At 71.8% G+C, this 25,392-nt stretch carries 22 protein-coding genes and 2 pseudogenes; 14 read left to right on the top strand and 10 right to left on the bottom strand.

Features of this window, described 5'->3' with window-relative positions:
- Positions 1-59: 59 nt before the first annotated feature.
- Complete coding sequence (locus tag ACIRVH_RS08745; protein ID WP_403949745.1) at positions 60-746, top strand: response regulator transcription factor; 687 nt, start codon at positions 60-62, stop codon at positions 744-746.
- Entirely contained in the window at positions 743-2,125 is a 1,383-nt protein-coding gene (locus ACIRVH_RS08740) for an ATP-binding protein (RefSeq protein ID WP_403949742.1), read from the top strand. Before ACIRVH_RS08745 ends, ACIRVH_RS08740 begins: the two co-directional genes overlap by 4 nt.
- On the opposite strand, the gene ACIRVH_RS08735 is transcribed toward ACIRVH_RS08740, so the two are convergent.
- Entirely contained in the window at positions 2,116-3,084 is a 969-nt protein-coding gene (locus ACIRVH_RS08735; protein ID WP_403949740.1) for a TAXI family TRAP transporter solute-binding subunit, read from the bottom strand. The genes ACIRVH_RS08740 and ACIRVH_RS08735 overlap by 10 nt on opposite strands.
- 119 nt (positions 3,085-3,203) lie before the next feature.
- Here ACIRVH_RS08735 and ACIRVH_RS08730 point away from each other — a divergent pair, with 119 nt between their 5' ends.
- Complete coding sequence (locus tag ACIRVH_RS08730) at positions 3,204-3,974, top strand: isoprenyl transferase (protein ID WP_403949962.1); 771 nt, start codon at positions 3,204-3,206, stop codon at positions 3,972-3,974.
- A gap of 26 nt (positions 3,975-4,000) precedes the next feature.
- Here ACIRVH_RS08730 and ACIRVH_RS08725 read toward each other — a convergent pair whose 3' ends face one another.
- The gene (locus ACIRVH_RS08725; protein ID WP_403949737.1) at positions 4,001-4,894 is read right to left on the bottom strand and encodes a LysR family transcriptional regulator; all 894 of its coding nucleotides are present in this window, start codon (positions 4,892-4,894) and stop codon (positions 4,001-4,003) included.
- 72 nt (positions 4,895-4,966) lie between these two features.
- Here ACIRVH_RS08725 and ACIRVH_RS08720 point away from each other — a divergent pair, with 72 nt between their 5' ends.
- Together ACIRVH_RS08720 and ACIRVH_RS08715 are read left to right on the top strand one after the other, a co-directional pair.
- Positions 4,967-5,356: a RidA family protein gene (locus ACIRVH_RS08720; RefSeq protein ID WP_403949734.1), complete on the top strand. Its 390-nt coding sequence runs from the start codon at positions 4,967-4,969 to the stop codon at positions 5,354-5,356.
- A gap of 215 nt (positions 5,357-5,571) precedes the next feature.
- Positions 5,572-5,781: a hypothetical protein gene (locus tag ACIRVH_RS08715; protein WP_403949731.1), complete on the top strand. Its 210-nt coding sequence runs from the start codon at positions 5,572-5,574 to the stop codon at positions 5,779-5,781.
- 45 nt (positions 5,782-5,826) lie between these two features.
- On the opposite strand, the gene pip is transcribed toward ACIRVH_RS08715, so the two are convergent.
- Positions 5,827-6,789 carry a prolyl aminopeptidase gene (pip, locus tag ACIRVH_RS08710; protein WP_403949728.1) on the bottom strand — a complete coding sequence of 321 codons (963 nt, stop codon included), beginning with the start codon at positions 6,787-6,789 and terminating at the stop codon, positions 5,827-5,829.
- Between the two features lie 37 nt (positions 6,790-6,826).
- The gene (locus ACIRVH_RS08705) at positions 6,827-8,053 is read right to left on the bottom strand and encodes a glucuronyl hydrolase (protein WP_403949725.1); all 1,227 of its coding nucleotides are present in this window, start codon (positions 8,051-8,053) and stop codon (positions 6,827-6,829) included.
- A 531-nt stretch (positions 8,054-8,584) separates the two neighbouring features.
- Between ACIRVH_RS08705 and ACIRVH_RS08700 the strand changes: the two genes are divergently transcribed.
- Positions 8,585-9,343, top strand: coding sequence for a polysaccharide deacetylase family protein (locus tag ACIRVH_RS08700; protein WP_403949723.1), 759 nt, complete (start codon positions 8,585-8,587; stop codon positions 9,341-9,343).
- A 23-nt stretch (positions 9,344-9,366) separates the two neighbouring features.
- On the opposite strand, the gene ACIRVH_RS08695 is transcribed toward ACIRVH_RS08700, so the two are convergent.
- Positions 9,367-10,167, bottom strand: coding sequence for an alpha/beta hydrolase (locus tag ACIRVH_RS08695; RefSeq protein ID WP_403949720.1), 801 nt, complete (start codon positions 10,165-10,167; stop codon positions 9,367-9,369).
- Positions 10,168-10,462: 295 nt separating this feature from the next.
- On the opposite strand from ACIRVH_RS08695, the pseudogene ACIRVH_RS08690 reads away from it, so the two are divergent.
- The 4 genes and pseudogenes from ACIRVH_RS08690 (at position 10,463) to ACIRVH_RS08675 (ending at position 16,328) form a co-directional block, all read left to right on the top strand.
- A pseudogene (locus ACIRVH_RS08690) lies at positions 10,463-11,758 on the top strand (ThuA domain-containing protein).
- 177 nt (positions 11,759-11,935) lie between these two features.
- A complete protein-coding gene (locus ACIRVH_RS08685) occupies positions 11,936-13,132 on the top strand; it encodes an EfeM/EfeO family lipoprotein (protein ID WP_403949718.1) in 1,197 nt (398 codons plus the stop codon).
- Positions 13,129-14,334, top strand: a complete 1,206-nt coding sequence (gene efeB / locus ACIRVH_RS08680) for an iron uptake transporter deferrochelatase/peroxidase subunit (protein WP_403949716.1) — start codon at positions 13,129-13,131, stop codon at positions 14,332-14,334. Before ACIRVH_RS08685 ends, efeB begins: the two co-directional genes overlap by 4 nt.
- Before the next feature lie 176 nt (positions 14,335-14,510).
- Positions 14,511-16,328 carry a phospholipase C gene (locus ACIRVH_RS08675; protein WP_403949713.1) on the top strand — a complete coding sequence of 606 codons (1,818 nt, stop codon included), beginning with the start codon at positions 14,511-14,513 and terminating at the stop codon, positions 16,326-16,328.
- A gap of 56 nt (positions 16,329-16,384) precedes the next feature.
- On the opposite strand, the gene ACIRVH_RS08670 is transcribed toward ACIRVH_RS08675, so the two are convergent.
- The gene (locus ACIRVH_RS08670) at positions 16,385-17,644 is read right to left on the bottom strand and encodes a cation:proton antiporter (protein WP_403949710.1); all 1,260 of its coding nucleotides are present in this window, start codon (positions 17,642-17,644) and stop codon (positions 16,385-16,387) included.
- Between the two features lie 168 nt (positions 17,645-17,812).
- Here ACIRVH_RS08670 and ACIRVH_RS08665 point away from each other — a divergent pair, with 168 nt between their 5' ends.
- Positions 17,813-18,802 carry a phosphotransferase gene (locus ACIRVH_RS08665; protein ID WP_403949707.1) on the top strand — a complete coding sequence of 330 codons (990 nt, stop codon included), beginning with the start codon at positions 17,813-17,815 and terminating at the stop codon, positions 18,800-18,802.
- Positions 18,803-19,060: 258 nt separating this feature from the next.
- Complete coding sequence (locus ACIRVH_RS08660; protein ID WP_403949959.1) at positions 19,061-20,530, top strand: N,N-dimethylformamidase beta subunit family domain-containing protein; 1,470 nt, start codon at positions 19,061-19,063, stop codon at positions 20,528-20,530.
- A 21-nt stretch (positions 20,531-20,551) separates the two neighbouring features.
- Here ACIRVH_RS08660 and ACIRVH_RS08655 read toward each other — a convergent pair whose 3' ends face one another.
- Both ACIRVH_RS08655 and ACIRVH_RS08650 read right to left on the bottom strand, forming a co-directional pair.
- Positions 20,552-20,740, bottom strand: coding sequence for a hypothetical protein (locus ACIRVH_RS08655; protein WP_403949705.1), 189 nt, complete (start codon positions 20,738-20,740; stop codon positions 20,552-20,554).
- Between the two features lie 138 nt (positions 20,741-20,878).
- Complete coding sequence (locus tag ACIRVH_RS08650; protein WP_403949702.1) at positions 20,879-21,478, bottom strand: hypothetical protein; 600 nt, start codon at positions 21,476-21,478, stop codon at positions 20,879-20,881.
- 195 nt (positions 21,479-21,673) lie between these two features.
- On the opposite strand from ACIRVH_RS08650, the pseudogene ACIRVH_RS08645 reads away from it, so the two are divergent.
- Together ACIRVH_RS08645 and ACIRVH_RS08640 are read left to right on the top strand one after the other, a co-directional pair.
- Positions 21,674-21,771, top strand: a pseudogene (locus ACIRVH_RS08645).
- 10 nt (positions 21,772-21,781) lie between these two features.
- The gene (locus tag ACIRVH_RS08640; RefSeq protein WP_403949699.1) at positions 21,782-22,510 is read left to right on the top strand and encodes a hypothetical protein; all 729 of its coding nucleotides are present in this window, start codon (positions 21,782-21,784) and stop codon (positions 22,508-22,510) included.
- A 64-nt stretch (positions 22,511-22,574) separates the two neighbouring features.
- Here the strand turns inward: ACIRVH_RS08640 and ACIRVH_RS08635 are convergent, their stop codons facing one another.
- Positions 22,575-24,143 carry a carbohydrate-binding protein gene (locus tag ACIRVH_RS08635; protein ID WP_403949696.1) on the bottom strand — a complete coding sequence of 523 codons (1,569 nt, stop codon included), beginning with the start codon at positions 24,141-24,143 and terminating at the stop codon, positions 22,575-22,577.
- A 220-nt stretch (positions 24,144-24,363) separates the two neighbouring features.
- Positions 24,364-25,284 (bottom strand): class A beta-lactamase, encoded by a 921-nt coding sequence (gene bla / locus ACIRVH_RS08630; protein WP_403949693.1) that lies wholly within the window; start codon positions 25,282-25,284, stop codon positions 24,364-24,366.
- Between the last annotated feature and the right edge of the window lie 108 nt (positions 25,285-25,392).

Here is a 25,392-nt window from a genome sequence, read left to right as displayed (position 1 = left end):
CCTGGGCCGTGCCGCTTCCGTAAGCTGCCGCCCAGGTCACCACGGCACGAGGACTTCACATGCACGCGCTGCTCGTCGAGGACGACGACCGTATGGCCCAGGCCCTGACCACGGCCCTCGCCCAGCGGGGGCACACGGTGCGCAGGGCCGGCCGGGCCCTGGACGCCCTGCGGTACGTCCACGCGGCCGAGTTCGTGCTGCTCGACCTCGGCCTGCCCGACCTGGACGGTCTTGAGCTGCTGCGGCGGCTGCGCACGGTGTGCGACGCGCCGCTGATCGTGGTGACGGCCCGCTGCGAGGAACGCGACATCGTGCAGGGGCTGCGGGCCGGCGCCGACGACTACGTGGTCAAGCCGTTCCGGATGAACGAGCTGATGACCCGGATCGACACCGTGCGCCGGCGCACCGGGGCAGCGGCGGCCCGCGGCACGGACGGCGGCGGAGGTCCCGTGCGCACCGGCGATGTGCAGATCGACATCGCGGGCCGCACGGTCACGGTCGCCGGCGCTGAAGTGCGGCTCACCCGGCGCGAGTTCGACGTCCTCGCCTTCCTCGCGGCCCGGCCGGACGAGGTGCACTCCCGCGAGGAGATCCTGGACCGGATCTGGGGCGACGCCTTCCTCGCCGCGTCCCGGTCCCTGGACGTGCACGTGGCGGGCATCCGCGCGAAGACGGGCCGCGCCGAACTGGTCCGTACGGTGCGGGGCTTCGGGTACCAGCTCGGCACCGACGGACGCCGGCCGTGAGGCGCAGGCTGCTGGCCGTCCTGATGGTGCTCATCGGGGCCGCGACCCTGCTGCTGTCGGTTCCGCTGGCCGACTCGTACGCGAGCGGGCGGACGGAACATCTGCTGCTGCAGCGGCGCGCCGACGCCGTACGGTTCGCCGACCTGGCGGACCGGGTGCGGACGGCCGCGGACCGTGCCGAACTGTCCACCGAGATCCGCCGGTACGCCGAGCTGTACGGCGCCTCGGTGACCGTGACGGACTCCGCGGGGCGGACCCTCGCGCGAGCGGGGGCCGGCGTCTCACCGGCCGCCGCGGACGACGTCCTGGGCCGGGCATTGACCGGGCGGTCCACCGAGCGACTGCCGACCGTACGGCCGTGGGGGCCGGACCGGGTGGTGCTCGCCGAGCCGGTCGGCCGGGACGAACGGGTCAGCGGCGCGGTCGTGCTGGCCGTCCCGACCACCGCGGCCCGACGGGACGTGACCGTGCGCTGGGTGATCGTCGCCTGCGGGGCGCTCACCGCCTTCGCGGCCGCGGCGCTGGTCGCGGCCGGCATCACCCGCTGGCTGATGCGCCCGGTCCGTGACCTCGACCGGGCCGTCTCCGGACTGGCGTCCGGCAGCCTGGAGACCCGGGCCGTCTCCGACACGGGACCGCCCGAACTGCGCAGCCTGCGCCTGCACTTCAACGGCATGGCCGAAGCGGTCGCCGACTCGCTCGGCCGCCAGCGCGCCTTCGTCGCCGACGCCTCGCACCAACTGCGCAACCCGCTGGCCACCCTGGTGCTCCAGCTGGAGAACGTCGAGCCGCATCTCGTGCCCGGCCCCGGCCGGAAGGAGCACGCGCGCGCCCTCGACGAGGCGGAACGCCTGGAGGAGCTGCTCGACGGCCTGCTCGCGCTGGCGCGGGTGGAGTCGGGGACGGCGGAGCGGACCGAGCAGGACGTGTCCCGCGGGGTGCGTGAGCGGGTGGCCGCGTGGCAGCCGGTGTTCGAGGCGTCCGGGGTGACGCTGAGCGCGGCCGCCGTACCGGACGGGCTGCGGGCGCCTGCCGTGCCGGACGCCGTCGGCCGGATCCTCGACGCGGTCCTCGACAACGCGGTCAAGTTCGTCCCCTCCGGCGGGCGGGTCACGGTGACGGCCGCGCTCGCGGACGGTGAGGTCGTGGTGCGCGTCGCCGACGACGGCCCGGGGGTGCCGGACGATCAGCTTCCCCTGCTCACCCGGCGTTTCGCCCGGGCACCCGAGCATCAGAACGTGCCCGGCAGTGGCCTGGGCCTGGCCATCGCCGACGAGATCGCCCGCCTCAGCGGGGGCCGGCTGACCACGGCCGGCAACCGTCCCTACGGCTTGGTGGTGGAGCTGCGGCTGCCGGGTCCGGTGCCTGGTCAGCCGTAGACCGAGCGGTAGTAGGCCACTGCGCCGGGGTGCAGGGGCACGTCCCCGGTGGCGACGGCGAACCTGGGTTCGAGCCGGGCGCCCGCCGTGACCTCCCGCAGCAGCACACGCCACCGGTCGAACACCACCCGGAGCACCTCGCGCACCGCCTGCTGCGGCACCTGGGAGCGGGCCAGCAGATAGTTGCCCACGCCGACGGTGCCGACCGGCTCGGTGAGCCCGTACACGCCGGCCGGGAGGGTGACCGCCGTGTAGACGGGGCCGTAGGTGTCACGCAGGACGGCGGCCTGCTCCTCCAGCGGCAGGAAGCGCAACGGGAGTGCGCGGGCCAGCTCCGACAGGGCGGGGGTCGGCACTCCCCCGGCCCAGATCAGCGCGTCGACCGTGCCCGTGCGCAGCGCCTCCACCGAGGCGGCGAGGCCCAGCTGCCGTTGCCGTACCGACCGCTTCCCGGTCAGACCCGTCACCCGCAGCAGCCGGTTCGCCAGCACCTGCCCGCCGGAGCCCGCCGCGCCGGTGGCGACCGACCGGCCCGCGAGATCCCCCACGGACCTCACGGGTCCGTCGGCCGGTACGACCAGGTGCGTGTAGTTGACGTAGACGCGGGCGAGAGCCGTCACGGCGGCCCGGTCCGAGAACGGCTCCCGCCCCTGGACGGCGTCCTCGGCGGCGTCCGCCATCGATAGGCCCAGGTCCGCCGATCCGGCGCCGAGTCTGCGGAGGTTGTCCACGCTGGCCGAGGTGCTGAGCGGGGTGATGTGCAGCCGGGGGACGGCCTGCGCGGCCTGGGCGGCCAGTGCCTTGCCGAAGGCGTTGTACGGCCCACCGGGCGCTCCCGTCGCCAGCCGGAGCCGCCAGTCGGGTCCGCCGTCCCCTGTGCAGCCGGCCAGGGCGAGGGCCGGGGCGCCGAGGACCGCGGCCTCCAACAGGCCGCGGCGGCTCATCGGTCGACCGGTCACGCCCGCAGCGTAGCCGCTCCGCGCGGCCGGACGCTCCGCTCCCGCGTGGCTCGTGCGCGGAAGGTGGCACTATCCTTGCGCCCTCAAACACGGGTAGGAGAAGGGACATCGGCGTGGCGATGAAGGCCTTGCGTTCGGCGTTGGAAGCGATCTACGTACGGCGCCTGAACCGCAAGCTGGAGGGCCTGCCCCGGCCGCGGCACGTGGCGATCATGCTGGACGGCAACCGGCGCTGGGCCAGGGGTGCGGGACATCAGGACGTCCGGGAGGGTTACCGCGTCGGCGGTGCCAAGGTCACGGACTTCCTCCACTGGTGCACCGACGCCGGCATCAAGCACGTCACGCTGTGGATGCTGTCGGACGACAACCTCCACCGGCCGGCCGACGAACTCGGTCCCCTGCTCGACATAATCGAGGAGACCGTCCGGCGTATCTGCGCCCCCGGGGAGCCCTGGGAGATCGAGATCATCGGTGCGCTCGACCTGCTGCCCGGGAACACCGCCCGCGTCCTCAAGGAGGCCGCCGCCCTCACTCAGAGCCGCGGCGGGCTGAAGGTCGACGTCGCCGTCGGCTACGGCGGCCGCCGGGAGATCGTCGACGCCGTGAAGGCGGCCTTCGACAAGCACATCGGTGCAGGGGGCGACCCCACGGAGCTGGCCGCCGACTTCGACCTGGAGCACATCACCGACAATCTGTACTCGCCGGCCGGGCACGACACCGACTTCATCATCCGCACCTCCGGCGAACAGCGGCTCTCCGGCTTCCTGTTGTGGCAGTCCGCCTACGCCGAGGTGCACTTCGTCGACGTCCTGTGGCCGGCGTTCCGCGAGATCGACCTGCTGCGGGCCCTGCGGTCGTACGCGGCCCGGGAGCGGCGTTACGGGCGCTGACGGACGCGGCGTCGTACCCGCTCGGGTCATTCCCCGCCGACCGTCGCGAGAAGGTGGGCGACCAGGGGGTTCGGGTCGGCCGTGCGCCAGGCCACGGCGACCCGGGTGCGGGCGGTGCCGGGGACGATCCCGCGGAACGCGACGCCCTTGAGGCGGATGCGCCGGATACTGGCCGGGGCCAGCGAGACGCCCAGACCGGTTTCCACGAGGGCGCACACCGTCTGCCATTCCACCGCGTGCAGGGCCGTCCGGGGCGTGAAGCCCGCGTCCGCGCACAGGCCGGTGATCCGGTCGTACAGTCCGGGGCCGACCGCCCGGGGCAGGAGCACGAATGGCGCGTCGGCCAACTGCGCTACTCGAACGGTCCGTTGGGCGGCCAAGGGGTGGGCGGCCGGGAGTACGGCCACGAAGGGTTCGCCGAGGACCGTCCGGAAGCCGATCTCCGGTTCGTCGGCGGGTGGTTCGCGCAGCAGGCCGATGTCGATGGTCCTGTCGTGCAGGGCCGCGATCTGCGGGGCGGTGGTCATCTCGTGGATGTCCAGGTGCGCATCGGGGAACCGCTGCCGGAAGGTGCGCAGCAGTCCGGGCAGGACGGTCAGGGCGAGGGAGGCGGCGAAACCGATGCGCAGCCGGCCGGTCCGGCCGCTGCCGACGGCGCGGGCCGCGGCCAGGCCGTCCGCGAGGTCGGTGAGGGCCCGCCGGGCGGCCGGGAGCAGTTCACGGCCGACCGCGGTGAGCGCGACGTGTCCGGGCTCGCGACTGAACAGCGCATGTCCGACCTTGTCCTCCAGGCGGCGGATCTGCTGGCTCAGCGGTGGCTGGGCGATGCCGAGCCGGGCGGCCGCGTGGCCGAAGTGGAGTTCCTCGGCGAGCACGACGAAAGCGTGCAGCTGCGCGAGGGGAAGTTCGGGTCGCGTCATACGTCAAGAGATATCAGGTCATGCCTCGCGCAGTATTAGACGTATCGATGCAGGTCACCTAGCGTTCGGCGCATGACAGAGCGACGTGCGATCCTCAGCGGCTCGGCCTTCGAGGAGCAGATCGGGTATGCCCGTGCCGTGGTGGACGGCGACTGGGTCCATGTGTCCGGGACGACCGGGTTCGACTACGCCACCATGACCATCTCCGACGACGTGGTGGAACAGGCCGAGCAGTGCCTCCGCACCATCGGTGCCGCGCTGGCCGAGGCGGGCTGCGGCTTCGCGGACGTCGTCCGGGTGCGTTATCTGCTGCCCGACCGCGAGGACTTCGAGCCCTGCTGGCCGGTCCTGCGCCGCTGCTTCGGCGAGGTCCGCCCGGCCGCGACGATGCTCGTCTGCGGCCTCGCCGATCCTCGCATGAAGATCGAGATCGAGGTGTACGCACGGCGGCCGCTCACCTGACGGACCGCAGGATCGAGGCGTGTTCGAGCACCACGGCTGGATACGGCACAGCTGCTGTCCCCGTGCATCCCCACGCTGGAAGACCCGTTCACGGGCCAGGACTCGTCCGGCTCTCGGCGGTGCAGATGCGTCGCGCCGGTCAGGCGTCGAGGCGGTGCTGGGCGAGCCGGTCGACCATGGCGGGGTCTCGGTGGTCGAAGAACAGGGAGCTGCCCGTGTCGAGGGTGGCGACGCAGGTCGGCACCATCAGGCTCACCGGACAGGCCACGTCCCTGGACGGCACCCCGGGCCAGCGCCTCGGCGTCTGCACCGCCGAACCCGGTACCCCCGACCACGACGCCATGATCCTGCTCGACATGATCACACCCGGGCCCGCCTCACGCTCGGCCGACCTGCACCAGGAACAGTCGCACGAGCAGGCGTGACCGTTCATGCCCCGGATCCGGGGTGTGCCACCGGACAGGTCCCGTTCACTCACTTCTGTACTTGTCCGTCGCCGCCACCAGTGCCTCCGCCACACCGGGCGCCCCGGTGGTGTGGCCGGCGTCGTCGACGGTGACCAACTCGCTGCCGGGCCAGGACTGGTGGAGGCGCCAGACGATGCCGAGGAGGTTGCCGAAGTCGAGCGATCCCTGCACAAGGGTGCCGGGGATGCCGGCGAGGAGGTGGGCGTTGCGCAGGACCACGCCCTCGTCGTTGTCCTCGCCCAGGAAGTGCTCGTTGCCCCAGTAGTGGGTGACGGTGCGGGCGAAGCCCATGCGGTACACGGGGTCCTCGAAGCGGGCGACGGAGCGCGGCGGTGCGGGGATGGTCGCCGTCTCCCAGTCGGTCCAGGCCCGCGCCGCCCGTTCCCGTACCGCGGGGTCGGCGGACTCCAGCAGGCGGTTGCAGGCCGCGGCGAGGTTCCCGTCGCGCTCGGCGGGCGGCAGTTGGGCCAGGAACCGGTCGAAGGCCTCCGGGAAGATCCTGCCGAGTCCTCTGGTGAGCAGCTCCACCTCGGCGTTGGAGCCTGTCGCGACTCCGGTCAGCACCATCTCGGAGACGGATTCCGGATGCGTCTGCGCGTACCGCAGGGCGAGCACCGAGCCCCACGACACGCCCCACACCAGCCAGCGCTCGATGCCGAGGTGCCGGCGCAGCAGCTCCAGGTCGGCCATGACGTGCGCTGTCGTGTTGACGCTCATGTCGGTGTCGTGGTCGCCCGCGTGGGGTGCAGAGCGGCCGCTGCCACGCTGGTCGAGCAGGACGATCCGGTAGGCGGCCGGGTCGAACAGGCGCCGGGGATAGGGGCCGCACCCGGATCCCGGACCTCCGTGCAGCACGACCGCCGGCTTGCCTTCGGGGTTGCCGCAGGTTTCCCAGTACACGAGGTTGTGGTCACCGACGTCGAGCATGCCGCGTGCGTACGGCTCGATCTCCGGATAGAGGGGCATCAGGGCACCGTAGCGTCGCATCGGCCCCCGGTCGCCCTCATTTCGCGCCGGACAGGTCGATCGCCCGGTCGACGTCCTGGGGCTGCAGAACGCGCAGGATGCCTTCGAGGAGGTAGTAGTCGGCGTACGGGAGGGAGATCTCGATCCCGTCCTCGGCCGGGCGGTTGCGGGTGCAGCGGGCGACGACGGCCTCGGCGCGCGTGGAGTTCCTGGTCAGGCAGGTCTTCGCCAGCGCGGTCAGCAACCGCAGGGCGGCTTCCCGGTACTCGGGCCTGCCCGTCGCCGCGGACAGGTCCAGCAGTCCGCAGGCCGTGATCGCACCGGCGGAGGCGTCCTTGACGTCGTACGGCTGCTGGGGCGCACGGTAGTCCCACACGGGGACGTGATCGGGGGTGAGGGCGCCCAGCGCGTAGTCGGCGAGTCGGCGTGCGGTCGTCAGGAACTGCTGGTCCCCGGTGCGGCGGTGGATCGTGGTGAACCCGTAGACGCCCCAGGCCTGTCCGCGTGCCCAGCAGGACGTGGGACTGTAGCCCTGCACGGTGCCGGGGCCGATCGGCGCGCCGGTGGCGGGGTCGAAGTCGTACACGTGGGGCGTCGAGCCGTCCGGGCGCGGGAACACCCGCTGGGCGGTCCTCGCGTGTTCCGTGGCGATGTCGAGGTACTTCCCGTCGCCCGTCTGCTCGCTCGCGAAGGCCAGCAGGTCGAGGTTCATGATCGTGTCCATGATGACGCGGCCCGCGTTGTTCGGATCGTTCAGCGCGCCCCAGGCCCGGATGAAACGACCGTTGGGGTTGTAGCGCCGGATCAGTGAGTCGGCCGCCCGCACGGCGCCGGTCCGCCAGGCGTCGTCGCCCGTCAGGCGCCATGCGGTGACCCAGGAGGGGTAGAAGAGGAAGCCGAGGTCGTGGGTGCTGGTGTCGGTCTGACGGGGAGCCAGCTTCTTCGCTGAGTCGAGCGCCAGCGTGCGGAAGGTGTCGTCGTCGCTGTAGAGCCAGGCCATCCAGAGCGTGCCGGGCCAGAAGCCGCCCACCCAGTCGCCGTTCTGCGAGTACACCCACTTCTCGGCCTTCGTGCCGACCGGAAAGGCCGTCACGCCCGGGGCGACGGTCCGGAGTTTCCCGATCGCGTGGTCGGCCGCGCCCCGAAGCGTACGGACGACCGCTTCGGGGGTCTGCTCGGCCGCCTTTGCCGTCGTCGTCGGCACCGCGTACAGGGCTGCGGCGCCGGCCGCCGGGGTCAGTACGGAACGTCGGGAGATCTCCATCGGCTCGCATCCTCCAACTCGGCGCAGCAGAAGGGAAGTTGATCGAGCCTTGCACAGCCCGACCCGCCATGTACACCCACATGAGCGATGTTCAGGTAGGCGAACATGACGGAAGCGGGCCGTCGGAGCGCGTCAGCCACCGCCGGCGCCTGCTCCCGGAGGCCGCCCACCAGGACCGGTGTGGCCGCCTCCTTCGCGCTCTCGACGCTGCCGTCGATCTCTTCGAGCGTGCTCCGGAAGGACGCACGGATCCCCAACCCCCCACGAAATTCCGTCATGTACCCACGGCGGGCCGCCTCCGGGCAGGGGCCGTGGAAGCCGTGACGCGGCGGCGCATCAACAGGACGTAGCGGACGAGAGGTGCAATTGGGCTCAGGGGAGGCAGGGGTTCCGGTGGGGTCGCTCGGGCACCTGTCCCGGAAGTACCCCGGAATTGTCCGTGATCGGTAACAGAGGGATCCCGCGGCCCACTTATGCCGTCCTGACAGGTGCACGGGGGGACCCACCAACACGGCGAGGATCGGGGCGGACATGGCACGGCATGGCGGGCGGGGATGGTACGGCCGGGTGGTCGCGGCGGCGGTCGGAGTGACGGCGGTGGCCGCAGCCACGTCGGTATGGACCGCGCAGGCCGGCCAGACCGGTGGTCACCAGGCGGCGCACCCCGCCGCCAAGAAGGCCGTGCCCGTGTCCGCCACGATCGTCCACGCCTCCGACGGCGGTGACCACGCGGTCAACATCACCATCGACGACGGCCCCGACCCGCAGTGGACCCCGCAGGTGCTGCAGGTGCTCAAGGACAACGGCGTGAAGGCGACGTTCTGCATGGTCGGCACCCAGGCGGAGGCCCACCCCGACATGGTCAAGAAGGTGGTGGCGGCCGGGCACCGGCTGTGCGACCACACGGTGTCGCACGACACCACCATGGACAAGAAGTCCGAGGCCTACCAGTCGCAGCAGATCCTGGACGCCGAGCGCCAGATCACGAAGGCGTCCGGGGGTGTACGGCCGATGTACTACCGAGCCCCGGGCGGCGCGTTCACCCCCTACAGCCGGCACCTCGCGGCCTCGCACGGGATGCGGCCGCTGGGCTGGAACGTCGACTCCAAGGACTTCGAGCGGCCCGGCACCGACGCCATCATCACCACCGTCAAGGGCGAGTTGCACAACGGCCCGACCCTGCTCTTCCACGATGCCGGCGGCGACCGCTCCCAGACCGTGGCCGCGCTGCGCACCCTGCTGCCCTGGCTGAAGCAGCAGGGGTACTCCTTCGGCTTCCCCGTTCGCTGAACAGGGCGCGCCTGCCCGCCGCTTCAGACCCCGGCTCCGGCGACGACGGTCCGCAGCGCCTCGCCCACCACGGGCCAGGCCGCCGAGTCGGGGTCGATCACGTCGAAGTGACCGGCCCCGGGCAGCTCGTGGAGTGTGGCCCCCACCCGTGCGGCGTACCGGCGGGCCATGGCCACGGGCAGCGCCTCGTCGAGGCTGCCGTGGACCACGACCGTACGGCCGGCGGGGACACCCAGGGCTGCCGGGTCCGCGGCGGCGTACCGGTCCGGGACCTGCTCCCTCCCCCCACCGAGAAAGGCGGCGACGGCGCCCCGGCCGCTGCCCAGTTCGTCGGCCCACGCCAGGTCCGCGGTGGGGGCGAGGGCGAGTACGCCGAGCACGGCGGGCGGTGTTTCGGTCCGGCCGGGTGCGCCGTCGGGCACCCGGTGCCGTAGCGCGGCCCACAGGGCGAGGTGACCGCCGGCCGAGTGTCCGGCGTAGACCACACGTGCCGGGTCGACATGGCCGGGCGCGGCCTGTGCGGCGAGGTGGGGCAGCCGGTCGACGGCCTCCGCCGTGTCGGTCAACGTGACCGGCCAGCCGCCTCCGCCACCGACCCGGCGGTACTCGACACTGGCGACCGCGCAGCCGCTCTGCGCCGCCAAGGCCCGGGCGAATCCCGCGGCATGCCGCCGATCGTGCTCGGCGCGCCAGAAGCCGCCATGGAAGAACAGCACCAGCGGCACAGCCGGTCCGGGACCCGTGGCGGGCAGGAACAGATCGGCGGCCTGGTCCGGATGCTCGCCGTAGACCAGCGGCTTGAGGGAGATCCGGGCACGGGGCATGGCCACACCTCTTTTCGATGTACCTCGATTAGAGGTATGAGCCTACAGCACGCCGCCATTTACCTCTCCAGGTCGGGGAGAGCCACGGCTATCCGGCGCCTTCCGCGCCATCGACCACGGGCCCGCAACCTCCGCATCGCGAGCCCGGAATGCGTCCGAACGGCAGACACACCGAAGATCGGACGGTTCAAGCAATGGATGCTCCAACGAGGCCCATTCCTCGGTTACTTCACCTCTTGACGACCTTGGTTCAGACCTTTACGTTGCAGCAACCCCCACACGACAGGAGCGACACATGCACGGTGTCAGAACGTCGTCGTCCTCTCTCCTCCTGCGACTGCTTCTCCTGCTGGCCGTGCTCCTCGGTATGGCCGGTGCGCCCGCGCGGGCCGCGGACCGGACCGTGGCCGCGCCCTTCAAGGTGCTGGCCCTGTACAACGGCACCTGGGACGCGGCGCACATCAGCTTTGTCAAAGAAGCGAACGAATGGTTCCCGAAACAGGCCGCGGCCAACGGGTTCACCTAGACCGCCAGCAACAACTGGGATCTGCTGGCCGACGGCGGGGTGAACGCCTACCAGGTGGTCCTCTTCCTCGACGACCTGCCGCAGACGCCGGCCCAGCGCACGGGGTTCGAGCAGTACATGCACTCCGGCGGCGCCTGGATGGGCTTCCATGTCTCGGCGTTCACGACCAACGCCTCGGGCTGGTCCTGGTACCACAACCAGTTCCTGGGATCGGGCGACTTCAAGTCCAACACCTGGGGCCCGACCACGACCGTGCTGCGTGTCGAGGACCGTACGCATCCCGCGACGAAGAACCTGCCGACGACGTTCACCTCGTCGGTCAGCGAGTGGTACAGCTGGTCCAACGACCTGCGTCAGAACCCCGACATCAGAATCCTGGCCTCCATCGACCCCAGTAGCTTCCCGGTGGGCACCGACCCCGACCAGACCTGGTACAGCGGCTACTACCCGATCCTGTGGACGAACACCAAGTACCGGATGCTGTACGCGAACTTCGGCCACAACGCGATGGACTACGCCACCAACACGCCGCTGTCCTCGACCTTCGCCAGTGAGACACAGAACCGGTTCGTCCTCGACGGCCTGAAGTGGCTGGGCGGCGCGACGGACACCCAGCCGCCGGCCGGCCCGATCTCCGAGACCGCCTGGTACACGCTGCGCAACGCCGGCAACGACACCTGCGTGGACGCCCGGGGCGCGGCCACCGCCAACGGCACGGTGATCCAGCAGTACGCCTGCAACGGGACCGCCGCCCAGCAGTACCAGTTCCGGTCCACCGACAGCGGGTACGTGCGCATCACCAGCCGTGGCAACCCCCAGCAGGTCGTCGACGTCACCGACCGGTCCACCGCCGACGGCGCCCCGCTCCAGCTGTGGTCGTACGGAGGCGGCCGGAACCAGCAGTGGCGCCCGGTCCAACAGGCCGACGGCAGCCATCACTTCGTGGCCCGGCACAGCGACCGGTGTCTCAGCGCCGCGTCCACCGCCTGGGACAGCGTCCGGCTGAACCAGCGCACCTGCGACGACTCCCCCGCCCAGAGTTTCCGGCTCACCGAGCAGCCCTGACCGGGCGGGTCCGGACGACCGCCGGTGAACCCGGGGGGAATTCCTGGTCAATGAATCGTTGGGACGGCTGTTCGGGTGCGAAGGGCTGCCTAACATGAGGCCGTCCCCCCGGCGTTCGCACACTCGTTGCGCCCGGCCGCGTGGACGTCTGCGTACGTCGTTCCGGAAGGGCTCGCCATGCCGTTGCTCCGCCTCGGCTCGCGGCCGGTCGCTCTCCGAACGGCTGGAGTGCTCCTCCTCGCCTTCGCCCTCGCCGTGGGAGGAACCCTGCTGGCGCTCTCCCTCGTGGGCGGGCGCCCCGCACGGGCGGCGCGGTCCGTCACGGTCGAGGTCTCGCCTAGCCGCTGCGGCCGCGGCTGGAGCCGGCCGGCGTCCGGGGTGCAGACCTTCGACCTGCACAACGCCTCCGACGGTGCCGCCGAGGTCTACCTCGAGGACCCGGGCAGCCAGGTGGTGTACGGCGAGGTGGAGGGCATCGGCCCGGGCACGACACGGCAGTTGACCGTCCGGCTGGGCAAGGGCACGTACGCCTTCAAGTGCGTGCCCGACGACGCCGACGCCGTCACCGGGCCCAGCGTCCGCGTCACGTCGGGGCGGCGCGGCCCGGGGGCGGCCGCCGTCACCGAGCACGACCTGATCCCGCCCGCGCTCGCCTACCAGAAGTGGGTCGGCGGCGGTCTGGACGAACTGGTCCGGCTGACGGCGAAGCTCGGCAGGGACATCGACCGCGGTGACCTCGCCGGCGCGCGGTCGGCCTGGCTGCCGGCCCATCTGGAGTATGAGCGGCTGGGGGCGGCGTACGACGCCTTCGGGGACGCGGACGGGCAGATCGACGGCACGGACGCGGGGCTGCCCGGCGGGGTGGGCGACCGGGGCTTCACCGGGTTCCACCGCGTCGAGTACGGGCTGTGGCACGGGCAGTCCGCGGGCCGTCTGCGCGCCCCGGCTGCGGCGCTGGTCAAGGCGGTGACCCGGCTGCGGGACAGCTGGTCGCAGACCCGCATGGATCCGGCCCAGCTCGGTCTGCGCGCGCACGAGATCCTGGAGAACACCGTGCAGTTCGAGCTGACCGGCCGGACCGACTACGGCAGCGGCAGCAACCTCGCCACCGCCCGTGCCAACCTCGACGGCACCCGCGAGGTGCTGTCCCGGCTGCGGCCCCTGCTCACCACCCGGTACGCCGACCTGCCCGGCCTCGACCGGGACCTGGACCACGCGCAGCACCTGCTCGACGGGTTCCGGCGCGGCGGCCGCTGGACCGCGCCGACCGCCCTGCCCCGCGCCGGGCGGGAGCGCGTCGACTCGGTCTTCGGCGACCTGGTCGAACAGCTCGCGTCGGTGGCGACCCTGTGCGATCCCCGGAGGACGGCGTGAGCGGAACAGACCGGCCCGACGGAGTGGGCAGGCGCGGATTCCTGCGCGGTGCCGCCCTCGCGGGAGCGGGGCTCGCCACCGGTGCCGCCGCACCCACAGCCGCCGTCGTGCCCTTCCACGGCGCCCACCAGGCATCCGTGCTCGCGCCCTCGCGGCGTACCAGCGTGTTCGTGTCGCTCGACGTGACCGCACAACACCGCGCGGACCTGACCGACCTGCTGCGCACCCTCACCGACCGGGCCCGGTTCCTGACCTCGGGCGGGACGCCGTCCCCGGTGGGCATCACCGGGCCGCCAGCGGACTCGGGCATTCTGGGCGACCGGCTGACCTCGGGCGCGCTGGGCGTGACCGTCGGGGTCGGCGCCTCGCTCTTCAACGACCGGTTCGGGCTGGCCGCGCTGCGGCCCCGGCGGTTGACCGCCATGCCCGCCTTCCCGGACGACGACCTGCGGTCCGAGTGGTGTCACGGCGACCTCAGTCTCCAGCTGCACGCCGACGACCCGGACACCGCCCTGCACGCCCTGCGCGACATCGCCCGGCACACCCGGGGCGGCATGCAGGTCCGGTGGCGCCTGGACGGCTTCTCCGGTCCGCCCCGGCCCTCCGGCACCCCGCGCAATCTGCTGGGGTTCAAGGACGGCACCGCCAACCCGGACGCGCACAGCGCCGGTGAGATGGACGGCCTGGTGTGGGTGGGCAAGGGCATGGGCGAGCCGGGCTGGGCGGTGGGCGGCAGCTATCAGGTCGTCCGGCTGATCCGGATGCTGGTGGAGTTCTGGGACCGGGTCTCGCTGAGCGAGCAGGAGCGGATGTTCGGCCGGGCCCGCTCCTCCGGCGCACCGCTGGACGGCGACCACGAGCACGACACGCCGAAGTACGCCGACGATCCCAAGGGCGACGTCATCCCGCTGGACGCCCACATACGCCTCGCCAACCCCCGCACTGCGGCCACCGCCCACCAGCGCATCCTGCGCCGCGCGTACAACTACGACCGGGGCATGGACGGCAACGGCAACCTCGACATGGGCCTGCTGTTCACCTGCTACCAGCAGGATCCGGTACGGCAGTTCGAGACCGTGCAGCACCGGCTGGCGGGCGAGCCGCTCACCGACTACGTCTCCCCGTTCGGCGGCGGCTACTTCTTCGCGCTGCCCGGCGTGCGGGACGCGGCGGACTGGTACGGGCGCGCCCTGCTGGGCTGAGCCTGTCCGGACAACTCGGCGGGCAGGCGGGTCAATTCACCGTCAAGGTTTGCCCCAGCATCCCTGACCCGGTGTTCACTCCCACGCCACCGCCCCTCCGCCGAAGCGCCCCGCCACTCGCGCAGCATCCGTGCTCGTACGACGCACAGACGTTCCCGCCCGGAGGGTGAACCACCATGGCCAGCAGAGGAAGACGAGCGGCGACGCGGAGCATCACGGCGCTCGCCGGAGCGGCCGCGCTCACGGTGCTCGGCAGCAACGCGCCCGGCTGGGCCGCGGGGCCCTCCGGGCACTCCTCGACCGCGACGCCCATCAAGCACGTCGTCGTGATCTTCGACGAGAACATCTCCTTCGACCACTACTTCGCCACGTACCCGAAGGCCGCCAACACGGACGGCACGAAGTTCAAGGCGTCGAGGAACACCCCCAAGAACATCGACACCCTGGCCCACGCCGGGCTGCTGAGGACGAACCCCAACCAGTACACACCGAAGCGGCTCTCCCCCGCCCAGGCGATGACCTGCGACCAGAACCACTCCTACGGGGCCGAGCAGTACGCGGCGAACGGCGGCAAGGCCGACCAGTACGTGCAGAACACCGAGGTCGACAAGTGCAGCGGGGGCCTGTTCGGCGAGCCCGGCCTCGTCATGGACTACTACGACGGCAACACCGTCACCGCGCTGTGGAACTACGCCCAGCACTACTCCCTGTCCGACCGCTCCTTCAGCTCGGTCTACGGCCCCTCCACACCCGGTGCGCTCAACCTGATCTCCGGTCAGACGCACGGTGTGGTCTCCGTCGACCCGGCCACCGGCAAGCGGACGACGACGCCCGACCCGTACGGCGTCAAGTCGCCCGACGCCAAGGGCGTGGGCACGGTGATCAACGACCCCGACCCGGCCTTCGACGACTGCTCCGGCAAGGACCACACCAGCACCAACGCGCTGGCGGCCATGCAGGGCGGCAACGTCGGTGACCTGCTCAACACGAAGAAGGTGTCCTGGGGCTGGTTCCAGGGCGGCTTCCGGCCCTCGACCGCGTGGAACGGGGCATCCGGGTCGTACGCCAAGTGCGACACCACGCACACCAACGTGGGCAGTGCGGCCGTCGCCGACTACAGCCCGCACCACAACCCGTTCGCGTACTACAAGGCGACGGCCAACCCGCACCACCTGCCGCCGAAGAGCGTCTCCGAGATCGGTCACAACGGGCAGGCCAACCACAACTACGACCTGACCGACTTCACCGCCGCCGTCAAGGCGGGCAAGCTCCCGGCCGTCAGCTTCGTGAAGGCCGGTGAGTACCAGGACGGCCACGCGGGCTACTCCGACCCGCTCGACGAGCAGCACTTCCTCGTCAAGCAGATCAACGCGATCCAGAGCTCGCCGCAGTGGAAGTCGACCGCGGTCGTCGTCGCCTACGACGACTCCGACGGCTGGTACGACCACGCGTACGCCGCCCCGCGCAACGGCTCGAAGGACGCCTCGCTCGGCTCCAACGGCAAGGCCACCGACAGCCCGGCCTGCCAGAACGGCCCGAAGGCGTCCGGCGGTTACGCCGACCGCTGTGGGCCTGGCACCCGCCAGCCGCTGCTCGTGATCTCGCCGTACAGCAAGGTCAACAAGGTCGACCACACGCTGACGGACCAGGCGTCCATCACCCGGTTCATCGAGGACAACTGGCACACGGGCCGCGTCGGGGACCACTCCTTCGACGCGACGGCCGGCTCCCTGGCGGGCATGTTCGACTTCCGGCACCCGAACAACAAGCAGGTGCTGCTGAACTCGGACGGCTCGGTGAAGTCCGTCGGACCCGTCAAGTATGTCGCCCCGGTGACCACGAGCATCACGCCAGGCCCGGCGATGCAGAACACGGCTGCCACCACCGGCACTTCGGCGATCCCGGCCCTGCCGGTCGGCCTCGGTGTGGGCGCCCTGCTGGCCGCCGGCGTCACCGGCACCTACCTCACGCTGCGCCGCAGGCAGCAGGCCTGACCACCACCGCTCCCCACGAGTGCGCCCCCGGGCCGACGTCCGGGGGCGCACTCGGTTCAGGCTCTGACCGATGGCTGGGGGTCGCTCGCGCGGCTCGCTCTCCCGGTCAACTGCAGCAGCGGGCCGGTCATCAGGGTGGTGACCAGCGCCATGAGGACGAGGGCGGCGTACAGGTCCTGGCCGATGAGCCCCGCCGACCTGCCGACGTCCAGCACGATCAGCTCGGTGAGCCCGCGGGTGTTCACCATGACCGCGACCAGGGCCGACTGCCGGGTGTCCAGGCCGTGCACCCGGGCCGCCCCGTAGGCCGGTACGACCTTGCCGGCGATCGCCACCACCAGGAGCACCCCCAACAGGCGGAAGCCGTCCGCGCCCAGCGTGCCGATGTCGACCGACAGGCCGGTGGACACGAAGAACAGCGGCAGCAGCATCCCGGACGTCTGCTCCATCGGCCGCAGCACGTCGGCGTTGGGGGCACCGTCCCGGCGCGGCATGGCCAGCCCGGCGAGGAACCCGCCGAAGACGGCGTGCAGGCCGAGTGACTCGGTGACCCACGCGCTGCCCAGGGCGAGGACCAACGCCACCGGGACGGGACTGCTCAGCAGCATGGCCGGCCGGTTCAGCCACCGGCGCAGCGCGGGCCGGACCACACCGAGCACGAACGCGACGAAGGCCGCCAGCAATGCCAGGGCGACCGGCCAGGACCAGCGCGTGGCCTGCCCGGAGTCGCTCCCGGAGTCACTGAGCACCGCCGCGAGCACCAGCCAGGCCGCCACGTCCATGAAGCCGGCCGCCGCGATCGACACCGTTCCCGCGGGAGTGCCGGCGGCCCCGCGCTCCCGCACGATGGCCGCCAGCACCGGCAGGGCGGTGATCGAGAGCGCCACCGCCATGAACAGCGCGAACGAGTCGTGGCCCGCATGCCCGGGATCCACGGCGGAGAAGAGTCCGCCGCACAGTTCCACGGCCCCCACGGCGAGCGCCATCGGGGTCAGCAGAGCCGCCACCGCGACGCTCACCGCGGTGCGTCCCGCCCGGAAGGTGCGGAAGTCGATCTCGTGGCCCGCGACGAACAGGAACAGGACCACGGCGATCTGGGCCAGCACCGACAGGAACGGCCGCGCGTCAGCGGGGAACAGCCGCGCGGACGGGTCCCCGGGGAGCCGGTCCAGCAGGGTCGGCCCCAGGGCGATCCCGGCGAGGATCTGGCCGATCACCGCAGGCTGCCCGAGCCGCCGGGCCAGGCCCCCGAACACCCAGGACACCAGGACGACGAGGGCCACGTCCCCGAGAACGGTGGCTACGAGACGACTCATCAGGCGCGCCTCTCATCCGGCGTCCCCAGACATGTGTTCGTGAGCGTACAAGTGGCCCATGCATCAGGTGTGTTGTGCGCGTGGACTATGGGAAGTCGCGGCCCCGGCGCACCGTGCGCCGCGCAAAAACCGCTGGTCGATCGCGGGGCGGGATGCTGAGATGGCCCGATGTACGAGCTTGCGTCGCCGACTGTGGACCGGGGCCGGTACGCGGACGCGGTGACTCCCTGGGAGCAGGAGTCCTGGCGGACCGCGGCCCTCGACTGGGTGGAGTCCGGGCTTGCGGCACACGGGCTGCGGGTGACCGGCCGGCTTCAGGCGCGGCTGCGGCCGTGGTCCGTCCTGGTGCGGGTGCCCGTGGCCGGGCGTGCGGCCGTGTGGTTCAAGGCGAATCCGCCGGCCAGCGGCTTCGAGGGCGCGCTGACCGCCGCGCTGGCCCGCTGGGTGCCGGAGCACGTCCTGCAGCCGCTCGCGTTCGACGCCGACCGTGGCTGGTCCCTGCTGCCGGACGGGGGTGACCTCTTCCGGGACGTGCTCGAGCGGGAGACCGTGGAGCCCCGCGCCTGGGAGGACCTTCTCGGCCAGTACGCGACCATGCAGCGAGCCCTGGTCCCGCATGCGCGCGAGATCGAACGGATGGGCGTCCCGAGCGCCCGGACCGCGGAACTGCCCGAGATCTTCGACAAGTTGCTCGCCGAGAACACGGCACTGCGGCCGGACGAACGCGCACGGCTCGACGCGCTGCGACCCCGCCTCGTGGACTGGTGCGCCGAACTCGCGGCCTCGGGCATCGCCGACTCCCTCGACCACTCGGATCTGCACGACGGCCAGCTGTTCAACCCGGAGCCGGGCCGGTACACCTTCTTCGACTGGGGCGACGCCGCCGTCTCCCATCCGTTCTGCAGCCTGCAGGTCACCGCCCGGCGAGCCTGCGGCCGGTACGGGGCCGACGTGCTGCCGCGCCTGCGCGACGCCTATCTCGAGCCGTGGACGGGAGCCGGACACACGGCGGCGGAACTCCGGCGCGCGGTGCGGCCGGCATGGCGGCTGAGCGCTCTGGGGCGTGCCCGCGCCTGGGGCCGCCTGTTCCCGACCGCTCCCCTGGCCACGCAGAGCGCCCGCACGCTGCTGGAGCTCACCGAGGAGCCTCCGCTGTAGACATCCGGACACCACTCGTACGGCACAACGCCCGGCCCCCGCCCCGGGTGCCGTCGTCCCGGTGTCCCGCCGGGACCGTCCGCCGCCGGTGCCGCCACCCCGGAGTCGTCGTCCGGTTGCGGAAGGCGGAGCCGGATCGGGAGCCTGGGCGAGGGACGAACCGGGCCGGATCCGGGAGGCGTGGTGATTCCAGCACACGGCATACCCACCGTGGACCGCCGGCGCTTCCTGGCCCTGTGCGCGGGCGCGGGCCTGGGCATGGCGGCCGCCTGCGCGCCCGAGTCCCCGCCCGCGCACCCCCGCCGGGAAAGCGGCCTGCGGCCGGAGGCCGAACAGGACGCGCCGGGCACCGCCGACTGGCGGATCCGCTCGGCGGGCCCGCCCGACGCCGTGACCGGCTACACGGACCAGGTGAGCGTCGCTCCCGGCCAGGACTGCGGCCTGCACGTGTCGACCACCGCCGCCTCGTTCCGGGTCTCGGCGTTCCGCGTCGGCTGGTACGGCGGCAGGCGGGCCCGCCTCATATGGGCCTCACCCCGCATACCCGGCCGCGCCCAGCCGCCCCCGCACCTGCTGCCCGCCACCCGTACCGTGCGCGCCGACTGGCCCACCACGCTGAGCATGGACACCACCGGGTGGCCGGAGGGCGCCTATCTGCTGCGGCTGGAGGCCGACACCGGCCACCAGCGTCACATCCCGCTGATCGTCCGCTCCGCCGAGGCCGCGGGCCGCACGGTCCTGCTGCACGCCCCGGCCACCTGGCAGGCCTACAACCGCTGGGGCGGGTACAGCCTCTACGCGGGCTCCTCGGGCGCGTACGCCACCCGGTCGCTCGCGGTCAGCTTCGACCGTCCCTACGAGGGCAACGGCGCCGAGAAGTTCCTGGTCTACGAGTGGGCCCTGGTGGTGCTGGCCGAACGCCTGCGCATCCCGCTCGCCTACACCACCGGTGTCGACGTCCACCGGGACCCGTCGGTGCTCCGCGGCGCGCATTCCGTCGTCTGTCTGGGGCACGACGAGTACTGGACGCCAGAACAGCGGGCGTACGTCACCAACGCCCGGGACGCCGGTACGAACGTGGCCTTCCTCGGCGCGAACACCTGCTTCCGCCGGGTCCGCCTGGAGGACGGGGAACGGGCGGGCGACCGTACGGTGGTCTGCTACAAGACGTCCTACCGCGCCGATCCCCGCTATGCGTCCGACCCGGCGCTGGTGACCACCGACTACCGCAGCCCGCCCGCCGCCGACCCGGAGTCCTCGCTCACCGGCGTCCTGTACGAGGGCTATCCGGTCGACGCCCCCTGTGTCGTGCACGCCGCCGATCACTGGCTGTACGACGGCACCGGCGTGCGCCAGGGCGACGCCTTCGCCCATCTGGTGGGCGTCGAGTACGACCGTGTCACGCCCGTCTCCCCCGCTCCCGGCCCCCTGGAGATCACCGCGCACTCCCCCGTCGTCTGCGCCGGCCGCCCCAGTCACAGCGACTCGGCGTACTACACGGTCCCGAGCGGTGCCGGGGTGTTCGCGACCGGCACCATGCGCTGGGTGGAGGGCCTGCTCGCCGGAACCGGCGAACTCGGCCGCGACCACGGCATGGACGGTCGCACGCGCACGTTCGTCACGCGTACCACGGAGAACCTGCTGCGCACCTTCGCACAGGGCCCGGCGACCCGCACCGGCCCGCCACCGCGTCCGAACGTGGACGAGGTGTACGGCGGCACGGTCTGACGGCGGCCACCGGGCCCGGCGTCACTGTGCGGGATGCCCCGGGGCGCGGAGCCGGTCCCGGCGAGCGAGGTTGTAGAGCCGCAGCAGGTGCTTGGCCACGGCACAGGGCGCGGCGTCGGCGTAGCACTGGCGGCACGTCTGCACGTGCTGCTCGTAGGTGGAGCGAGCGCTTTCCAACGGATCGTTGTGCGCTGCATTGAGAGAGGACATGGAGATCTCCGGGCAGGGCGCGGCCTGGGACCACGCCGAGTTGACTGACTGGTACACCCAGAGCAAAGGTCATCATGTTACTTGCGGTACTGGGAAACTGGCCGGTAACCGCGTCTGACCTGGGCCGGGGCCGTGCGGTCAGTGGCCACCCGACGGCTGGTCGCACCCCTCGTGGTCGGGGTAGCCGCCGAAGGCGTCCGCCTTGGTCGTGGCGCCGTCCAGGTTCAGGTTCCCGGCCAGGCTGCCTTCCACGCACACCGGGTAGTCGTCGACCTGGATCAGGAAACCGACGCCGCCGTCGCCCGGGTACGCCTGCACCCGCCCGCCGGAGTACCCGAGGCCGACGAGGGCCTTGCGGACGCTCTCGGGACTGAACTGCCCGCGCCTGCGCTGTGGTTCGAGTGCCTCCCGGACGCGCGCGACGGCCGCGAGGCCCTGGCAGCGGCGCTTGCCGTGCAGCTCGAACGGGATCATGAAGCCGTGGTTCTCGGCGTAGTGGTCGGTCGGCGGTGCGGTGGGGCTCGGGGTGGCCGTGGACGGCTGCGGCGAGGCGGTGGGGCTCTCGCCGGGGCACGGAAAGTCCTTGGGTGTGCTCGGCGTCGCCACCGCGCTGTGCGAGGGCCCGCCCGCGCCGGTGTCGTCCCCGGCCCGCTGTGCGCCGCACCCGGCCGCCAGCACGGCCAGTAACGCCAGCGGGACCGTCCCGGCCCGGGCCCCCTTCGTCCTGATCTTCGTCATGCGCCGATCCTGGCCGATGCCGGGGTCGGCGTCATGAGTTCTCGTACTCAGAAAGCGAGCCGTCTCGACGGGCGGCCACGTGGTGCACCGGAGCGGGTGACGGAGCACCACGTCAGCGGTGCGTCAGGCCCGGGTCAGCGGCCCCTGCCACTCTCATTCATGTGAACGGCACGGGAAACCGGAGGCCGGGAACAGGGAGAGGTGCCCGGAGTGGCTGATCGGGGACCTACGAGCACGCCTCGAGGTCGGGCCCCACGGGGCCCACGCAGGTTCAAATCCTGCCCTCTCCGCCAGAATGTGCGGGTGAACGACTATGGCCCGGTCCAGCGGGATCCCGCTCCGGAGTGGTACGGACGCCTCCACGTCCGTACCGCCGGCCTCTCCCCGGCCGCGTGGCTCACCGAACGCACCCCGGGGTACGCCGCCGTGGGGACGGTCGCGGGAGTCGCCGCACCCGGCTTCGCGGCCTACGCGAGGATCCTTCATCCGGCCTCCCTGGACGAGCGGCCGGTGCGCTGGTCGACGGTGGCCGCCGCGCACGGCACCCGGGTGACCCCGACCACGCGCTGGCACGAGGTCATCGGGGTGGACCACGACCACCTGAACCGCTCCGACCACGGCCTGCCCGGCGTGTGGGACGAGCATCCGGGCGAGGGGCCGACCCCGCCCGATGCCGCCCGGGCCCTGATCCCTGTGCTGGGCCGGCACACCCGGACCCCGGAGCGCTGCTGGTTCGGTCTGTGGTCCGGTTACGGGCGGTGGGAGTTCGACGGGATCCCCACGTTCGCGACGCCCGGCCGGGACGAGGTGCTGCTCGCGGGGAGCCTGGCCGACGCCGCCTCTCCGCCGGCCCTGGACGAGTTCGCCGAGCTGCCCGACCTCTGGTGGCCCGAGGACCGTTCCTGGTGCGTGGGCGGTGATGTGGACCTGACCAGCACGTACGTCGGCGGATCCCCCCAGCTCATCGCAGAGTTGCTGTCCGACCCGGAGCTGGAGGCCCACCCCGTGACCGCGGGCGACCCGGTCGGCTGAGCATCAGGTGAACACGGAAGCCGGCCCCGCGCGCGTGCGTGCACGGGGCCGGCTCACCGGTCGGCTAGGGCGTGACGACAGTGCCGCCGAACGTCACCACGAGGTGGCCGTCCGAGGCGAAGGACCAGCCCAGGGCACCGGAGTACGCGGCGCACCAGGAGCCGTTCGTGCCGGACCAGAACTGGTTGGAGCTGTCGGCGTCACCGACGGTCTTGTCGTTGGAGCCGCTGACCGAGAACCGGCACGAGGTGTTGGTGCGGAACACCGAAGTTCCCGCGTCGAAGGAGAAGTTGCGCTCCGCGTTGTCGACGCTGACGTTGTTCGAGATCGCCATCGTGCCGGGGTTGCTGTTGTAGGTGAACCCGTGGTGGCCGTTCTTGTAGGCGATGCTGTGCCGGACGACGTGGTTGACCGCGATGTCGTCGCCGCCGAGCTTGTAGCCGTTGCGGTCGCCGTTGGCGTTCACGGTGCCGTCGGAGAGGGTGCCGTTGCCGTAGGAGAGGGAGTTCTCGATGGTCACCGGGCCGATCGCGCCGGTGTCGGTCTTGGTGTAGAGGTCCCAGCCGTCGTCGATGTTGTGGTGGGAGACGTCGTACCGGAAGACGTTCCCGGTTCCGGTGGTCAGCTTCGCGGCGAAGCCGTCGGCGTCCTCGCCGTCGGAGTCGGCGTTGTCGTGCGACTCGGAGCTCACGATCAGGTTGTTCGACGGCCACTGGCTGCTCGGGGTGCTGGAGGCGATCCGGCCGAGTTGCAGTCCCGTGTCGCGGTTGTACGCCGTCACCGCGCGCTCGACGACGTTGTTGCTGCCGCCGACGTAGATCCCGTTGTCGCCGGCGTGTTGCACGGTGAGGCCGTAGAGGTGCCAGTACGAGGCGTTCAGCTGGATCCCGCGGTTCGACGAACTCTCGCTCTGGGCCGAGAAGTTCAGTACCGGGGTCTCGCCGGGGTAGGCGGACAGCGTGGTGCGGGCGGCGGCCGTGCCGTCGCTGCCGGCCGGGATGGTCACCGTCGACGCGTAGGTGTACGTCCCGCCGCGCAGGTAGATCGTGCCGCCTGACGTGATGCGGCCGATGGCCGAGGCGAGCGTCGTCGGGGCCGACTCCGTGCCGGCCGCGCCGTCGGTGCCGCTCGGCGACACATAGAGCACGGTGCCGGTCGCCGCCGTGGAGACGTCGGCGTCCAGGTGGTCGATGTTGGGCAGGCCCGCGGCGGTGGTCGGGGTGAACCGGATGGTGTTGCTGCCCGCGGTGAGCGGCACGGTGAGCGTCTTGGTCACCCATGTCCCCCAGGCGCCGGTGGCCTCGAACGACGCCGAAGCGGCCGCCGAGCCGTTCACCGTGACGTCGGCCGGACGCGCGGTGGTGGTTCCGTTGGCGAAGCGGACCTGGAGGGTCGCCGTGCCCGCACTGGCGGCGTTCACGGTGAACTGGGCATAGGCGCCGCTCGCGTTGGTGCCGTTGCAGAATCCACTGCCGGAGTAGCCGGTCCAGTCGGAGTCGATGGTGCCGGTGCAGACCGCGGGGGAACTTTCGGCCTCGTATCGGGTGGTCGCGGCTTGTGCGGTGGTGCCGGACAGCGCGACGAGCGTGCCGGCGATCAGGCTGGCGCACGCAATGGCTGGTCTCAGGTGCATCGGCTTGTCTCCAGGGGTCGGTTCGGCTGGGCGGGCGCGGTGCCGGGGTGCCGTGGTGCGACGATGCTGAGGTTCGAGTGCGTGAACTCCACTGCCGGGTGCTTGCGGCAACCCGGCAGTGGAAAGCGCTTTCACCGACCGTAGGGAGGCGCCATGAGCGCGTCAATAGCCCTGTACTTGATCAGAATTCAGCGACTTGAACCGGAAGGGACTGCTCGGCCTACTCTCCGGGGGCAAGGGTGCGTGCCAGGATGCGAGCCGTGTCGGCGATCAGGGCCTCGTCCACCGGTGCGTCCTTGGTGGCCTTCGTGGACAGCACGGCCAGCACGATCGGTGTCCCCCGGGTCGTCCAGGCGACTCCGATGTCGTTCGCGGTGGCGAAGTCCCCGGTTCCGGTCTTGTCACCGAGGACCCAGCCCCGGGGCAGCCCGGCGCCGAACCGTTCGGCGCTGGTGGTGTTGCCCTTCAGCCAGGCGACGAGCTGCTCGCGGCCGGCGCCGTCCAGGGCCCGGCCCAGGGTCAGCAGCTCGAAGCTCCGCCCGACGGCCTCCGGCGTCGTCGTGTCGCGCAGATCGCCGGGGATCGCCGTGTTGAGGTCGGTCTCCCAGCGGTCGAGCCGGCTCACCCGGTCGCCGAGTGACCCGAAGAAGCGGGTGAGGCCGGCGGGCCCGCCGATCTGGCGCAGCAGGAGGTTGCCGGCCGCGTTGTCGCTGTACTGGATCGCGGCCGCGCACAGGTCACCCACCCGCATGCCGGTGGCGAGGTGCTCCTCGGTCCTCGGCGAGTTCGGCAGGATGTCGCTCGGCGGGTAGTGGATCACCTTGTCCAGCGGTGCGCAGTCACCGTGGTCACGCAGTACGGCCGCCGCCGCGAACGCCTTGAACGTCGAGCACATCGCGAACCGCTCCCCCGAGCGGTACGCCACGACCCGACCGGTGCGCACGTTGTGAGCGTACACGCCGAGCCGCGCCCCGTACCGCTGTTCCAGATCGCTCAACTCGGTGTGTGGACCGGCCGTTCCGGCACCCGGGGCGGCCGAGGCGACCGGCGCCCCTGCGGCGGGGGCGACCACGGCGGCGGTGGTGAGGGCGAGACCGGCCTTGAACAGGCGGCGGCGCGGCAGCGGATAGGCATTGGTCATGTGCGGAGTTCTCCCGAGTCATCCGTCGTCGGCTTGGTGGATCTTCGACGGGGACCAGCGAAACAGCCGGAGTCCACTCATGTCCAAGAGGGAACTTTGAACGCCTCA

The sequence above is a fragment of the Streptomyces sp. NPDC101165 genome (assembly GCF_044768135.1).
Taxonomy (GTDB): Bacteria; Actinomycetota; Actinomycetes; order Streptomycetales; family Streptomycetaceae; genus Streptomyces.
The sequence above is the reverse complement of the archived record's forward strand: the minus strand, read 5'-3'. Positions and strand labels throughout refer to the sequence as shown.